Origin of the sequence: uncultured Campylobacter sp. (assembly GCF_944323605.1) — a bacterium.
Classification (GTDB): domain Bacteria; phylum Campylobacterota; class Campylobacteria; order Campylobacterales; family Campylobacteraceae; genus Campylobacter_D.
Map to the genome: position 1 here is coordinate 32,996 of NZ_CALUTC010000007.1, position 15,130 is coordinate 48,125.

At 30.1% G+C, this 15,130-nt stretch carries 12 protein-coding genes and 1 pseudogene; 12 read left to right on the top strand and 1 reads right to left on the bottom strand.

Annotated elements, in window-relative coordinates; genetic code table 11:
* Nucleotides 1–16 precede the first annotated feature (16 nt).
* Nucleotides 17–1,288: pseudogene (locus tag Q0J35_RS05240) on the bottom strand (apolipoprotein N-acyltransferase); the annotation flags it as partial.
* Here Q0J35_RS05240 and yajC point away from each other — a divergent pair.
* From yajC to Q0J35_RS05300, 12 genes are read left to right on the top strand one after another with little or no spacing between them, the layout of a single operon-like run.
* A complete protein-coding gene (yajC, locus tag Q0J35_RS05245) occupies nt 1,261–1,533 on the top strand; it encodes a preprotein translocase subunit YajC (RefSeq protein WP_297193805.1) in 273 nt (90 codons plus the stop codon). The pseudogene Q0J35_RS05240 and the gene yajC sit on opposite strands and share 28 nt — an antisense overlap.
* Nucleotides 1,526–3,106 carry a protein translocase subunit SecD gene (secD, locus tag Q0J35_RS05250; protein WP_297193807.1) on the top strand — a complete coding sequence of 527 codons (1,581 nt, stop codon included), beginning with the start codon at nt 1,526–1,528 and terminating at the stop codon, nt 3,104–3,106. The genes yajC and secD overlap by 8 nt, the downstream gene beginning before the upstream one ends.
* Complete coding sequence (secF, locus tag Q0J35_RS05255; RefSeq protein WP_297193809.1) at nt 3,106–4,077, top strand: protein translocase subunit SecF; 972 nt, start codon at nt 3,106–3,108, stop codon at nt 4,075–4,077. The genes secD and secF overlap by 1 nt, the downstream gene beginning before the upstream one ends.
* A complete protein-coding gene (leuS, locus tag Q0J35_RS05260) occupies nt 4,077–6,515 on the top strand; it encodes a leucine--tRNA ligase (protein ID WP_297193811.1) in 2,439 nt (812 codons plus the stop codon). Before secF ends, leuS begins: the two co-directional genes overlap by 1 nt.
* Nucleotides 6,512–7,021, top strand: a complete 510-nt coding sequence (gene lptE / locus Q0J35_RS05265; RefSeq protein WP_297193813.1) for an LPS assembly lipoprotein LptE — start codon at nt 6,512–6,514, stop codon at nt 7,019–7,021. The genes leuS and lptE overlap by 4 nt, the downstream gene beginning before the upstream one ends.
* The gene (locus Q0J35_RS05270) at nt 7,005–8,381 is read left to right on the top strand and encodes a hypothetical protein (protein WP_297193817.1); all 1,377 of its coding nucleotides are present in this window, start codon (nt 7,005–7,007) and stop codon (nt 8,379–8,381) included. The genes lptE and Q0J35_RS05270 overlap by 17 nt, the downstream gene beginning before the upstream one ends.
* Nucleotides 8,381–9,532, top strand: coding sequence for a Mur ligase family protein (locus Q0J35_RS05275; protein WP_297193905.1), 1,152 nt, complete (start codon nt 8,381–8,383; stop codon nt 9,530–9,532). Before Q0J35_RS05270 ends, Q0J35_RS05275 begins: the two co-directional genes overlap by 1 nt.
* Nucleotides 9,532–10,437 (top strand): M23 family metallopeptidase, encoded by a 906-nt coding sequence (locus tag Q0J35_RS05280; RefSeq protein WP_297193909.1) that lies wholly within the window; start codon nt 9,532–9,534, stop codon nt 10,435–10,437. Before Q0J35_RS05275 ends, Q0J35_RS05280 begins: the two co-directional genes overlap by 1 nt.
* Nucleotides 10,383–10,769 (top strand): polymer-forming cytoskeletal protein, encoded by a 387-nt coding sequence (locus Q0J35_RS05285; RefSeq protein ID WP_297193819.1) that lies wholly within the window; start codon nt 10,383–10,385, stop codon nt 10,767–10,769. The genes Q0J35_RS05280 and Q0J35_RS05285 overlap by 55 nt, the downstream gene beginning before the upstream one ends.
* Nucleotide 10,770: 1 nt before the next feature.
* A complete protein-coding gene (locus tag Q0J35_RS05290; protein ID WP_297193821.1) occupies nt 10,771–13,713 on the top strand; it encodes a DEAD/DEAH box helicase in 2,943 nt (980 codons plus the stop codon).
* A complete protein-coding gene (locus Q0J35_RS05295; RefSeq protein WP_297193823.1) occupies nt 13,694–14,455 on the top strand; it encodes an ATP-binding protein in 762 nt (253 codons plus the stop codon). The genes Q0J35_RS05290 and Q0J35_RS05295 overlap by 20 nt, the downstream gene beginning before the upstream one ends.
* Nucleotides 14,452–15,129, top strand: coding sequence for a 3-methyladenine DNA glycosylase (locus tag Q0J35_RS05300; RefSeq protein WP_297193826.1), 678 nt, complete (start codon nt 14,452–14,454; stop codon nt 15,127–15,129). The genes Q0J35_RS05295 and Q0J35_RS05300 overlap by 4 nt, the downstream gene beginning before the upstream one ends.
* The last annotated feature ends 1 nt before the right edge of the window (nt 15,130 follow it).

A 15,130-nucleotide genomic window follows, 5' to 3' on the forward strand; every position in this document is an offset into this window, starting at 1 on the left:
GCTTAAACAGTGAAATTTTAGGCTTTATAACCGCTGTTTCTTCTGCATTTGTTGAATGATAAACTGTTACGCCATATTTGCTAGCATAAAATTTTATTAAAGCTTTTTGTAGTATTGCTTGTGTAGATGGTTTAAACCAAGCATTGTTTGAAATAGCTATTATTATTTTAGATGATTTGTATATTTTTTCTTTGGTAACCTCGTAACAAATCGCATTTGTTATTATTTGTCCATTAAGCTCGTATTGATTTAATTCTTTTCCTTTAGCAAAGCCTTCAAAACCCGGTAATAAGTATTTCGTAAAAAAGTCTTTTAAAAAAGGAATTTCTTCAGAAAATGGAACCAAGTAGTGCTTATGCATAATATTAACTTCTTTGTTTTTAAAGATGTAAGTGCTGTTATAAACTTTATCTTTTTGAGTGCTTAAAGCACCTACTACTATAGTAATATCATTTGATAATTCTTTTAAAAGCTCGTAATACATAGAGTTAAAATCATTTTTTAAATCAAAAACAAAGCTAGTTTCAGGAAAAATTATAAGCTCTTTTTTATCTGTTATTGCTTTAAAAACTTCATTTAAAACATCATCAGAATAATTTTGTAAATTTTGTGCTAGGTGTTTTTGATTTTGAGATATATTTGTATTTACTAGTTTATAGTTTAAATTTAATTCTTGAGATTCTTTGTCATCGTATTGCATTCCAAGAAAAAACAAAAATGTTATAATAGCCATTTTGTAATATCTAGATATATATTTTTCATAGTAAAAATACGCTATTAAAAATATGCAAATAGCACCTCTATAATTAGCATCAAATGTGCCATATACAGTTAAAACATTGAAATTTAACCAGTCAAACCCAAGCGGATGCACGAAGCTTAAACAGAAAATGGCTGCCAGTCTTAATAAATCAAATTTAAAAATATAACAAATTCTAAATAAAATCCCATACACAAGGGCTATAGCCAAAATTTCAAATGGTATAATCCAAGTAAGATTAAAATAAATAGAAGAAAGCCCTATCCACCAAAACCACAAAATGCCTATAAAAAAACCACTATAAAAATATACCTTAGAATCGCCTCTTAAAAGCAGTATAAGACCGTATATTGCTAAAAATGGTGATAAAAATTCTAAAAATAAATTTTCAAAAAATGAAATATATATAAAATTTGAAATTAAAAAAGCTATAAAAAAGGCTTTTATTATTTTAAAACTGTTAGAATTATAATTTAATTTTTTCACAAAAGGAAAAAAAAATGGAACAAGGTTCACTTTTAAGCTCATTACTTCCCCTAATAGTGCTTTTTGCAATATTTTATTTTTTGGTAATAAGACCACAACAAAAACAAGCAAAGGCACATAGACAAATGCTCGAGTCCTTGCAAAAAGGCGATAAGATTATTACCAGTGGCGGACTTATTTGTGAAGTCGTAAAACCTGAGGATGATTTTATCAAAGTTAAGCTTAATGATGAGAATGTTATAGTAAAAGTTTCTAGAGATTTTATAGCAAAGAAGATTGATGAATAGCTCAAGAATAAGCTACCGTTTAATTGTATTTATACTAGTTTTAGTCCTTTCTATAATTTTTTCTATACCGTCTTTGTTTCAAACTCAAAGTGGAAAAAAAATAAATTTAGGACTTGATTTGCAAGGCGGTCTTTATATGCTTTTAGGAGTAGATAATGATGAGGCTATAAAATCTAAGATAAAATCAATAGCTTCAGCACTTAACTACGAGATAACAAAACAAGAAATGTTGGTTGATAATCTAAAAATAAATGGAGAATTTATAGAATTTGATGTGTATGATGAAAATGATAAACAAAAAATAGATCTTGTTTTAAAAGATATACAGGGTTTAAATATAGACTTTATCAATATGCATTATAAGATAAGCTTAAATGAATTAGAAACAAAAGCTACTAAAGATTATGCACTTTTACAAGCTGTTCAAACCATAAGAAATAGGCTTGATGGTTTTGGACTTGCAGAGCCAACGGTTGCAAAGCAGGGCGAGGATAAAATTTTAGTTGAACTAGCTGGTATTAAAACTAGAGAAGATGAGTTAAGAGCTAGAGAAAGGATTACTACATCAGCACATCTTCAGCTTATGGAAGTAGATGATACTAAACTAGCACAAGCATCTTATATGAGCGAAGCTGAAGCGGCTAGCTACGGTCTTGTTATACTAAGTGATGCTAAAAATGAAAATATCAAGTATCCCTTAAAAAGCATACCAGTTTTAGACGGCTCTACCTTAACAGATGCAACTGTGGCTTTTTCACAGCAAGGTGGTTCTCCTGTTATAAATTTTACATTAAATTCTCAAGGAGCTAGAATTTTTGCTGATTATACGGGGGCAAATGTTGGTAAAAGACTTGCCATAGTGCTTGATAACAAGGTTTATTCTGCTCCTTCTATAAACGAAAGAATAGGTGGCGGTAGCGGTCAAATAAGCGGCTCTTTCACGCAAGAAGAAGCACGAGATGTTGCTGTAGCTTTAAGAAGTGGTGCTTTGCTTGCCCCTGTTGTTTTACTTGAACAAAGAAGCATAGGACCATCACTTGGTGCAGATAGCATAAAACTTAGTATGATAGCTTTAATTGGTGCTTCTATATTTATAGTTATTTTTATGATTATGTATTATGGCATAGCCGGAATCTTTGCAAATATGGCTCTTGTTGTTAATATCTTAGCCATAATAGCCGTTATGGCTATGTTTGATGCCACTCTTACCTTACCGGGAATGGCTGGACTTGTCTTAACTGTAGGTATGGCTGTGGATGCAAATGTTATTATAAATGAACGTATAAGAGAGCTTTTAAGAGACGGTGTAAAAATAAGGCAGAGTATAGAAAATGGCTATAAAAACGCTATGAGTGCTATCATAGATTCAAATATTACTTCTTTAGTTACTTCCATTGCACTTTATGCTTACGGGACTGGACCTGTGAAAGGTTTTGCCGTAACTTTAGGCATAGGCATAATAGTATCTATGATAACTGCCATTTGGGGAACTCATGGTTTGTTTGAATTTTTTATGAAAAATATAGAAAAAAGTAATAACACAGTGCTGTGGTTTGGATATAGGAAAAAATAATGCAATTTTTTAGTCAAAAGAAAATTTATGATTTTATGAAAATGCGTTTTGCTGCTATATCTATTTCAGGATTTTTGGTGATTGGCTCTATATATCTACTTTTTGATAGAGGGCTTCAGTATGGTATAGACTTTGCTGGAGGAACGCTTATACAGCTAAGATACGATGAAGCAGCACCTATATCACAGATTAGAGAAATTTTAGAGGCAAAGGGCGAATTTCAAAATCTCTCAGTAAATGAGTTTGGTAGCGAAAATGAGGTAAATATACGTTTTTTAGGTAGCAGTGAAAATGTTGGTGTGGATATAGCTGAGCAAATTTCTAGCTATTTAAAAGACACTGGAAATTTTGAGATTAGAAGGGCTGATGTAGTCGGACCTAAGGTTGGTGATGAGCTTAGAGAAAAAGGGCTTATGGCTATTATAGTTTCTTTAGTAGCTATATTGATATATATAGCTATAAGATTTGAATGGCGTTTTGCTATGGCTGCTATAATAACTGAAATTCACGATGTTATCATAACTCTTGGAGCTATTTCATTATTTAGAATAGATGTAAATTTGGATATCTTAGCAGCCGTTTTAACGGTGCTTGGTTACTCTTTAAATGATACTATCATTATTTTTGATAGGATAAGAGAGGGTATAAAAACTAGTAAAAATACAGAATTCTCACCTATTATAAATGAAGCTGTATCCGCTACATTATCAAGAACAGTGCTTACTTCAGGTCTTACTTTAGCTACTGTAATAATACTTTATTTATTTGGAGGATCTACTATAGAAGGCTTTGCATTAGCATTGATGGTAGGTATGATAGCTGGCACATTATCTTCTATATTTGTAGCTAGTCCTGCATTGCTTTGGTTTAAATTTTCCGTGCTTGATTATAGGCAAAAAGAAATTAAAAAAGAAAAAGCTAGAGCTGAAAAAGAAAAGCAAAGAGCACTTTATGAAAAAGGAAGCGTTTAATGTCTTATAATGCAAAAGAGATTGAAAAAAAATGGCAAGAAATTTGGAAAAATGAAGATTATTTCGAGCCAAAAGATGATTACAAGCTAGAAAAAAAATACATACTGTCTATGTTTCCTTACCCAAGTGGTAGAATTCATATGGGACACGTTAGAAATTACAGCATAAGCGATGCTCTAGCTAGGTATTATAGAAAAAAATCCTTTAACGTGCTACATCCTATAGGCTTTGATAGCTTTGGTATGCCTGCTGAAAATGCAGCTATCAAACATAAAATTCACCCAAAAAAATGGACTTATGAAAATATAGACTATATGAAAAATGAGCTTTTTTCTTTAGGTTTTTCTTTCTCAAGAAAGAGAATGCTAGCTACTTCAGACCCAATTTACACTAAATTTGAGCAAGAATTTTTTATAAAAATGTATGAAAAAGGGCTTATATATACCAAAGAAGCTACTGTGAATTGGTGTGAAAATGATAAAACTGTTTTAGCTAATGAGCAAGTTGAAGATGGAAAATGCTGGAGATGTGGGAATGAAGTAATTCAAAAAAAAATGCCTGGTTATTATGTAAAAATAACATCTTATGCAAAAGAGCTTTTAGATGATTTAAAAAAATTACAAGACAAATGGCCAAATCAGGTTTTAACAATGCAAGAAAATTGGATAGGGCAGAGTTTTGGCTTAGAATTTTCTTTTAAGCTTGATGATAGCATAGAGCTTGATACAAAGAGTTTTGAGGTTTTTACAACTAGAGCAGATACGATTTATGGAGTTAGTTATGTAGCCATTGCACCAGAACACAAGATAGTAAATGAGCTTATTGACAAAAAACTTATAGACGAAGAGCTTATAACAAATATAAAAGCTATGCAAAATCAAAGCCCAAAAGAAAGACAAAGTGATGAAAAGAAGGGTTATTTTTTGAATCTTTATGCTATTCATCCTCTTAGCAATGAAAAAATTCCAGTTTGGGTAGCGAATTTTGTTTTGATTGATTATGGAAGTGGAGCTGTTATGTCAGTCCCTGCACACGATGAAAGAGATTTTGATTTTGCTAAGAAATACAAACTTCCTATAAAACAGGTTATACAAAATAACGGCGAAGCAATCAACGATAAGCCCTATTCAGATAAATCAGGCATTTTGATAAATAGCGATGAATTTAATGGACTTGATTGTAATGAAGCTAGAGAAAAAATTATCCATAAATTTGAAACCTTGTCTATTGGCAAGAAAGTTGTAAATTATAAAATAAGGGATTGGGGTGTTTCTAGACAAAGGTATTGGGGAGCTGCTATACCTATGATAAGGTGCGAAAAGTGTGGCATAGTTCCTTGCGAACTTTCATCTTTGCCTATAACATTGCCAGATGATGTTGAGATTACAGGAGAAGGAAACCCACTTGAAAAGCACCCAACTTGGAAGGACTGTATTTGTCCTAAGTGCAAACAAAAAGCCATTAGAGAATGCGATACTTTGGATACATTTTTTCAAAGTTCTTGGTATTATGCTAGATTCGCAAGTGATGAAAAAACTTGGAATGAAAAGGCTTTTGATGAAAAAAGTGTTTCTTACTGGTTAAATGTGGATCAATATATAGGCGGTATAGAACACGCTATACTTCATTTGCTTTATGCTAGATTTTTTCAAAAAGCTTTAAGAGATATGTCATATTTGCGAGATGATGAGCCTTTTGCTAGACTTTTAACTCAAGGTATGGTTATAAAAGATGGTGCAAAAATGAGCAAATCAAAAGGAAATGTTGTAGATCCTGATGATATTATCAATAAATATGGAGCCGATACAGCAAGGCTTTTTATCCTTTTTGCAGCACCACCTGCAAAGGAACTTGAATGGAATGATGACGCCTTAGAAGGTTCTTATAAATTTATAAATAGACTATATGAAAGAGCTTTAAGAGTATCTAAAAATGCTAGTTTAGATATAGTTCAAAACGAGCTTAGCAAAGAAGAAAAATATGCTAGATTAAAGGTTTATGAAGCACTTAAAAAATCATATGAAGTATATGAAAAAACTTTCGCTTTCAACACTTTAATAGCAGCGTGTATGGAAGCTTTAAATGCTTTAAATACTGTCGATAATGATAGTTTAAATAAAGAAGCTTTTTATATTATATTAAATATATTAGAGCCTATAATACCGCATGTTTGCTTTGAGTTAAGTCAAAAACTTTTTGATTTAGAAAATTTTAAAAAAGAATTAGTCTTAAAAGATGAGGTATTTACAAAGGATACTATAAATTTAGCAGTAAGTGTAAATGGCAAAAAAAGAGCTGAAATAGAGCTTTCATCTTCAAGTTCTAAGGATGAGATCATTGATTTAGCTAAACAAGCGGTTTCAAAATGGCTTGTAGATAAGAGCATAGTAAAAGAAATATATATAGAAAAAAAGCTTGTTAATTTGGTAGTTAAATGAAGTTTTTATTATTAGCATTAACACTATTTTTTTGTGCTTGTGGCTATATACCTACAAGTAAAATGGCTGATAATGTATTTCAGGATAATATTTATTTAGAGGTTGATATATCTGTTAAAGATCCGAAAAATAGCGTATTTGTGGTCGATGCAGTTAGAGACGTGTTGATAAATAAATTTGATAAAAATCCTGTTGAAAAAAGCAAAGCTGAAGATTTTATGTATGTTAAGGTTGGAAATTTAGATTTTCAACCGATAATTTATGATGAAAATGGCTATGTTGTAGCCTATAGAGTTAAATTATACTTGGAATTTAACATAGAATTAAAAAATGGCTTAAATGATACTATAAGAACTAGTGGTGATTATGACTTTGATATATTGCCAAACAGCGTTATAAGTGATAATGTGAGATATGAAGCTATAAGATCGGCTTCAGAAGAAGCTTTTGATGAATTTGTTTCTATTATAGCTATGAGAGGGCTTTCGTATGACAAAGGTAAGTGAAATAGCTAAACAAACCTTGCTTTTATTAAATCAAAGAGGACTTAAAGCAACTCCTGAAAACTATAGCGATGTTTTCGAGGAATTATCCCAAGAATTAGGCTTAAGTGGTGGCTCTAAAGAAAAGCTTGATAAATACAAAGCTCTTTTAATACCTAGTTATCAAGAAGAAGTAAATAAAAGAGGTGTAAAAAATTTAGATGAGCTTATAAGCTTTTTAATATCTAGCCTAAATAGAAAAAACATAGATAAAGCGAAAGAATTTTTCGAACTTTTAGAATCAGTTTTTAATGCTTTAGTAGTAAGCAAAGATAAAAAAGTTAGGGATTTAGCTTCATCTTCAAATTCTGCTTTATTAAGGACTACTGATTCTAGGGCTATTTTTTTACTTACTAAAAAATGGCAAGATTTTGCTGAAAAATATGAAGATTTAGAGCTTGATGAAGAGCTTAGAAAATACGGCATTAAAAACGACGAATTTAAAGGAACTATTAAAAAACTTTTATTTGAGCTTGAGCAAAGATCCTTTGAAAGGTTTGCAAAGCTTATATCTATGTGTTTGCCACCTTCTTTAAGCAAAAATGAAAATATAGAAAAATTTTCTAAAAATATCATAGAAAAACCTTATCTTTTGGCTAAGAAACAAGATTGCGATGAATTTGAAAATGAATTGTTTGAAATGGTTAATAAAAGAATTAATAGCGATTTAAATTTCACTCAAAGATATCTAAGTTTTTTTAACCAAAATCTACAAAAGTTAAATAAGCTCTTAGATTCTCTTAGCTCGCTAAACAAAACAAATGTTGATTTTATAAACAAACTTGAAAAAGATAAGCAAGGAAATATTAGCTTAAGTTTTGATGATTTAAAATCAAAATTTATATCTTTAAACGATAAAATGAATGCTATGTTCTCCCAAATTAAAGAAATGGGTGACGATAAAAAAATACAAGATTGGACGCTTCAAAAACAAATTTTAAAAATGGATGAAAATTTTATACAGGAAAAAATAAATTATGCTCTTTGTATCTTTACTGTTAGTAATTATAGATATATAATGGAAAAATACGGACTTTCAAGCCTAAATGAAATTTTACTTCGTTTTAAGAAATTTTTGAAAGATAAATGTGCGGATAAAGATGAACTGTGGATACTAGATGAAAAATCTTATCTTTTGATACTTAATGATATAGAATACGAAAAATTAATTTCTTTCGTTCAAGACTGCTATACTGTTATTGAAAATTTTAGATTTATTTACAAGCAAGACATAGTCAAACCAGTAGTAAATACATTTTTTATGGATAAATCTAGCTATCCACATTTAAATATTCTTGATGAGCTTTTAAAGAAGTTAGATTGATGTCTTTTAAAGAATTTTTAGAAAGAAAAACCCAATTTTACAGCGGTATAGATAGATTCCGTGCCTTTAGATTATTTGAAAAATACAAAAAAAATCTTGATTTTAAGCAAAATGTTTTTCATATAGTTGGGACAAATGGAAAAGGTAGCACAGGTAGATTTATAACACAAATTCTAGAAAAATTAAATTTTAAAGTAGGACATTTTACAAGCCCGCATATATTTAAATTTAATGAGAGATTTTATTTAAATTCTGATATATCAAGTGATGAGCTTTTGCAAGATACGCATAATGAGCTTTTTAGTATAATGAAAGATGATTTAGAAAAACTTTCTTATTTTGAGTATTCAAATTTTCTAGCAGCCCTTATGTTTAAAGAATGCGATTTTGTAGTGCTTGAAGCCGGGCTTGGAGGAGAATACGACAGCACCTCCTTGTTTAAAAGAGATGTTTCTGTATTTACGAGTATATCTTTAGACCACACCGATATATTAGGAGATAATTTGCTTGATATAGCAAGAACGAAGCTTAAAACTATGGCAAAAAAAGCTTCCATATACAAAGAGCAAAAAAAAGATGTTTTGGATATGGCAAAAAAGATAGCATTTTTAAAAGAAAGTGAATTAAAAATTTCAAATTTAGACCCAATTTTTAAAAAATACATAGAATTTTACATAAAAAAATACGCAGTTCCAAAATTCTTAGAAAATAATTTAAGCCTAGCTCTTAGTTCTTTATCTTTTTATTTTTCTCAAAACGAACTTATAAATGCTTTACAAAATTTAGATAAGTTAAAATTAAAAGCTAGATGTGAAAAAATAAATGACAATATCTATGTAGATGTGGGACATAATGAAGATGCGGCTAGAGTTATTTGTGATTTTTTTAGGGGAAAGAAGCTAAATTTAATATACAATTCTTTTTTAGATAAAAATATTTTTTCTATATTAAGCATTTTAAAACCTATAATTGATAAAATTATGGTTTATGATTATAAAAGTGAAAGAAAACTAGCTACTAAAGAGATAGCTAGCTTAGCTAAACAACTTGATATACCTTGTCAGGATTTTGATTATATAAAAGAAGATGAGCAGTATCTTGTTTTTGGCTCTTTCGTTTTAGTAGAACAGTTTTTGAAAGGTAGTCTTTGATAAAACATAAAAGACTTTTAAATAAATTTACGATAACAATAACAGATATAAATGGTTCTAGACATTTTTATCTAAGTCAAATAGTTAAAAAAATAGCTCTTTATGTAGCTTCTTTTATAGTATTTGTTCTTGTTGCTTCTATTCTTTATATAAAATACTTGGATAACAAAGTAGATGAGCTTACAAAAAAAGAAGAAGAGCTTTTACAAAGAAGCAAAGAGCTTGTTTCTAAAAATGAGAATATGCAAAAGAGCTTATCTGAAAAAGCTGAAGAATATGCTTCCATAGAAAGCAAATTAGCAGACTTTGAAGAACAGTTAGGACTAAATGTAGATAGAAAATTAAGTCTAACAGAAAGAATGGACAAGCTAAATTTGACAAATGAGCAACAAATTGGCGTTTTAATGCAAATTCCAAATGGTTGGCCTATTAAAAATGCAGGTGTTTCTGGTGATTACGGTTGGAGACAACACCCAGTTTTAAGTAGAAGAGAATTTCACGCTGGTATAGATTTAAGAGCTACTGAAGGCACTCCCGTCTATGCACCTGCTAATGGTGTGGTTGAATTTTCAGGTTGGAATAATAATGGTTATGGATATACTGTAGTTTTGCTCCATAATTACGGTTTTAAAACTGTTTATGCACATTTAGAAAGAAGGCAAGTGGTTCAGGCAGGTCAGTTTGTAAAAAAGGGGCAGCACATAGCGTATTCTGGAAATACAGGTATGTCAACAGGACCACATTTGCACTATGAGGTTCGTTTTATTAATAAAACCTTAGAGCCTCTTTATTTTATGAATTTAACTAGATCAAATATGGATAAATTTTTTAAACAAGAAAGGAGAATTCCATGGCAATCTTTAATAAATCTAATGTCGACTCAGGCATCTCAGAAACAACGGTAATATCATCTGGTGCTAGGATAGAAGGTCAGTTTTATTTTAATTCTATACTTCATTTAGATGGTGAAATAAGTGGTGTAGTGCAGTCTCAATCTGTAGTTATAATAGGCAAAACAGGCACATTAAAAGGACAGCTAAATGCTGAAAAAGTAGTTGTTAACGGTATATTTGAAGGAGAGCTAAGTGCTGATAGTTTAGAGATATTAGCTGGTGGGCTTGTTAATGGCAATATAAGCATAAATCAAATAGCCATAGAAAATGGTGGCAAATTTATAGGAAATTCTAGCTTTAAAGATGGAGTAGGGAGTATAAATTTAATAGAAAACAATAACTAAAATGCAGGCAAAACTTTACGAATTTTTGCAAAAAAAATCTCCTTCCTTGTTGCTTTGTGAAGATGATAAGGAGGCTGATTTACTCTCTCAAGTAACTGAATTTTTAGGCTTTAAAAGTTTTGTTTTACCTGATTTTAGAGCCTATGAAAATGATGATTTAAGACCATTTTTAAAAGAGCTTCTTGAGATTTGTAAAATTCTTTATGAGTATCACAAATGTAGTGAAAAGAAAATTCTCATATCTCCTATAAAAACTGTGCTAAATAAATTACCTTCTAAAAGGCACTTAAATTCACTTATTATAGATAAAAATAAAAAATTCGACATAGAAAGTCTTAAAAACGAACTATTGTTAATGGCTTATGAGTGCGTTGATATAGTTCAAGAAAAAGCTGAATTTTCTATCCGTGCGGATGTTGTAGATATTTTTGGAATTAGCGATGATAATCCCATTAGAATTTTGTTTTTTGAAAATGAGATTGAAAGTATTAGGTATTTTGATGTAAATACACAAAAATCATTTCCAACAGAGCTTGACTTTGTGGAATTATGTCCATTTTTAGCACATTTTACTAAAGATTCTTATGATGATTTGCAAGATAAACTTAAGCATTTAAACTCTAATGCCCTTTCAAACGATATTAACTCTCTTGCTTTTTGGTGTGTAGATGATTTTGAGGATTATTTAAAGCTTGATTTTTACTGTATAAAAACTTTTAATCAAGATGAATTTACAAAAGACATAAGCATAATAAATTCTAAGCTCATTCCCCAAGCAAAGCATTATAAGGATTTGGATACAACATATAGCAAGGATTTTTTTGCTTTTCATAAAGATAAAAAAATAACACTATTAGCAAGAAATGAAGCCTTATTAAATGAATTAGATATTTCCAATATCACTTATATAAAAAGTCCTCTTAGAGTAAATATTATAGGCGATAAAGATATTATTGCCTCCCTTAATAAAAAGCAAAAAATTAAACGAATTCCTAAGTCTAGCTTGATTGTTGATGAGCTTAAAAAGGGTGATTTTATAGTTCATCAAAATTACGGCATAGGTAAATTTGTGGGTCTTGAAATGATAACTGTGGCAGGGGTTAAAAAAGATTTTGTTAGTCTGCTTTATCAAAACGATGATAAACTTTTACTTCCCGTTGAAAATTTGTATCTTATAGATAAGTATATAAGTTCAAACTCTAGTATCCCTAGCCTTGATAAGCTCGGTAAAAATACTTTTATAAAATTAAAAGAAAAACTACGCGTAAAACTTTTTGCTATAGCTTCACAGATAGTTTCTATGGCGGCAAAAAGGGCTTTAATAAAAGCAAAAGATATAAAGATAAATTTAGAGGAACTTTTAATTTTCGAGCATAGTGCAAATTTCACATACACAAAAGATCAGGCAACGGTTTGCAAGGAAATAAGGCAAGATTTTATGAGTGCTAGAGTTATGGATAGGCTATTAAGCGGAGACGTTGGCTTTGGAAAAACAGAGGTTGCTATGAATGCTGTATTTTCTGTAGTTAAAAGTGGTTATAGCTCTTTTTTTTTCGTGCCAACTACTCTTTTATCTCATCAGCACTATAAAACAGCTAAAAAGCGTTTGAATCCTTTTGGCATAGAGGTTTTTAAGCTAGATAGATTTACAAGCACAAAGGATAAAAAGATAATACTTGATAAATTAGCCAAAAATGAGGCTTGTTTAGTGATAGGAACGCATTCTTTATTATCTGTTAGTTGTGAAAATTTAGCACTTATCATAATAGATGAGGAACATAAATTTGGGGTTAAACAAAAAGAAAAATTAAAAGAATTCTCACAAAATTCTCATATACTTTCTATGTCCGCCACTCCAATACCAAGAAGCTTAAATCAGGCTTTAAGCTCTATAAAATCATATAGTGTTTTACAGACTCCACCAAATGATAGATTAGATGTTAGAACCTTTGTAAAAGAATACGATGAAGCACTTATAAAAGAGGCTATTTCAAGAGAATTAAGAAGAGCTGGACAAATTTTTTATATACACAATCACATAGCAAGCATAGAAGCTTGTAAAAAAAAGCTTTTGGCACTTTTTCCTAATCTTAAAATTCTAATACTTCATTCTAAGGTCGATTCAAAAACCACAGAAGAAGAGATGATAAAATTTGAAGAAAAAGAATACGATTTATTGCTTTGCACGAGCATAGTTGAAAGCGGTATAGATTTGGCAAATGTAAATACAATAATAGTAGAAAATTCCCAGTGTTTTGGTATGGCTGATTTACACCAATTAAGAGGCAGGGTTGGCAGAAGTGATAGACAGGGTTATTGTTACTTTTTGATAGAAGATAAAAAAGCTTTAAAAGATGATGCCATAAAAAGATTAAATTCATTACAAAGCAATTCTTTTTTAGGGGCAGGTTCTATTTTAGCTTATCACGATTTAGAAATTCGAGGAGGAGGGAATTTGCTAGGAGTAGATCAAAGCGGACATATAGAGCAAATTGGCTACAGTCTTTATCTTAAGATGTTAGAAGATGAGATAAATATTCTTAGCAAAGGAAAAGAGCTAGATATAGAAGATACAGAATTAAAATTAAATGTAAATGCTTTTTTAAATGAGGAGCTTATAAGCGAAGATAGATTAAGGTTGGAGCTTTACAGAAGACTTAGTAAATGTAAAAATGTAAATGATGTATATGAAATATCTGGAGAAATAGAAGACAGATTCGGTAAGCTTGATAGATATACAAAAAATTTTTTAAATCTTATAAATATAAAAATTTTGGCTAACGATAAATTTAAGCTAATAAGCTCATATGAAGCAAATATACAGCTAGTTAAAAGAGATGAAAGCAAAGAAGTTATAAAAGCAAGTAGTGCAGATGATGAAGAAATCATTGCTTGTATATTGCAAAGACTTAGAAAGGAAGAAAATGGACTGGCAAAGGTATGAAGCTGCTATTTTTAGAGCTAGAAAGGAAATTTTAAAGCCTGTAGATGATATAGATGAGGTTTATTTTAAAGACTTGCTTGGTCTTGAAAAGCAAAAAGAACTCATTTATCAAAATACCTTAAATTTTATAGACGATAAACCAGCACATCATACCTTGCTTTGGGGTGCAAAAGGCTGCGGAAAGTCAAGTCTTGTAAGGGCTGTTTTTTGTGAGCTAAAACACAGAGATTTAAGGCTTGTTGAAATTTCAAAAGATGATTTGCATTTTTTAGTAGATATAATAGACGATTTAAGAAAAGAAACTTATAAATTTATCATATTTTGCGATGATTTATCTTTTGAGGAAAATGACAATAGCTATAAATTTTTAAAACCGCTTTTAGACGGTAGCATAGAAAAAATACCTAATAATATTTTGTTTTATGCCAGCTCTAACAGAAGGCATCTTGTAAAAGAAAACATAAGCGATAATGAGCAAGTAAGTATGGTAAATGGAGAGTTGCACCTTGGAGATTTGATAGAGGAAAAGCTTTCCTTAAGTGATAGATTCGGACTTTGGATAAGTTTTTATCAAGGCTCTTTTGATGAGTATTTAAAATTAGTTGATTTTTATTTTGAGGATTTTAAAGGAGATAGAAACGAACTTCATTCAAAAGCAAAAGAATTTTCACACTTAAGAGCATCTCGTTCGGCTAGAACTGCAAAACAGTTTTACATAGCCTTTAAGGATATTTTAAAATGAATGGCTATGAAATTTTTAAAAAATTAATCGCCTTAAAATTAGATTTTTCAAATTTTGATTGGCTTGAAAATAGCAATTTAAGCGAATTTGAAATTTTACTTTCTATCATACTTACTCAAAATACAAATTGGAATAATGTCTTAAAAGCACTTTCGAATTTAAAAAAAGCAAATATAAACGATTTTAATGCTTTGGATAATATAAGCAAAGAAGATTTAGCACTTTTGATAAAGCCAAGTGGATTTTATAACACAAAGTCAAAACGTATAAAAGATTTTATTAATTCTATTAAACTTGATTTTAAAGATTTTGATGATTTTAAAAATAGAGTTGATAGACAGTGGCTTTTGAGTGTCAAAGGTCTTGGTTTTGAAAGTGCTGATGGCATTTTAAATTATCTTTGTGGTAGAGAAATTTTAGTAGTAGATGCTTATACAAATAGACTTGCTAAGGCTTTAGGATATGAGTTTGAAAGCTATGATGAGTGTAGAGAATTTTTTGAAAGTGGCGTAGAAAAGAATCAAGAAAAACTTTGCAAATTATTAGGAAAAGATTATAAACTTTATGAGCTTTATCAAATTTTTCACGCTTTGATTTTGTCCTTTGTAAAGATGTATTCAAAAGGTAAAAGCATAAATAGCGATGGTATGAATATCATAAAAGATCTAAATTAAA

What these genes read in the sequence shown, in the direction of transcription:
- secD (WP_297193807.1), top strand. Translation starts at nt 1,526, where the DNA reads ATGAATAGCTCAAGAATAAGCTACCGTTTAATTGTATTTATACTAGTT.
- Q0J35_RS05300 (WP_297193826.1), top strand. Translation starts at nt 14,452, where the DNA reads ATGAATGGCTATGAAATTTTTAAAAAATTAATCGCCTTAAAATTAGAT.
- Q0J35_RS05270 (WP_297193817.1), top strand. Translation starts at nt 7,005, where the DNA reads ATGACAAAGGTAAGTGAAATAGCTAAACAAACCTTGCTTTTATTAAAT.
- Q0J35_RS05285 (WP_297193819.1), top strand. Translation starts at nt 10,383, where the DNA reads ATGGCAATCTTTAATAAATCTAATGTCGACTCAGGCATCTCAGAAACA.
- secF (WP_297193809.1), top strand. Translation starts at nt 3,106, where the DNA reads ATGCAATTTTTTAGTCAAAAGAAAATTTATGATTTTATGAAAATGCGT.
- leuS (WP_297193811.1), top strand. Translation starts at nt 4,077, where the DNA reads ATGTCTTATAATGCAAAAGAGATTGAAAAAAAATGGCAAGAAATTTGG.
- Q0J35_RS05295 (WP_297193823.1), top strand. Translation starts at nt 13,694, where the DNA reads ATGGACTGGCAAAGGTATGAAGCTGCTATTTTTAGAGCTAGAAAGGAA.
- lptE (WP_297193813.1), top strand. Translation starts at nt 6,512, where the DNA reads ATGAAGTTTTTATTATTAGCATTAACACTATTTTTTTGTGCTTGTGGC.
- Q0J35_RS05290 (WP_297193821.1), top strand. Translation starts at nt 10,771, where the DNA reads ATGCAGGCAAAACTTTACGAATTTTTGCAAAAAAAATCTCCTTCCTTG.
- yajC (WP_297193805.1), top strand. Translation starts at nt 1,261, where the DNA reads ATGGAACAAGGTTCACTTTTAAGCTCATTACTTCCCCTAATAGTGCTT.
- Q0J35_RS05275 (WP_297193905.1), top strand. Translation starts at nt 8,381, where the DNA reads ATGTCTTTTAAAGAATTTTTAGAAAGAAAAACCCAATTTTACAGCGGT.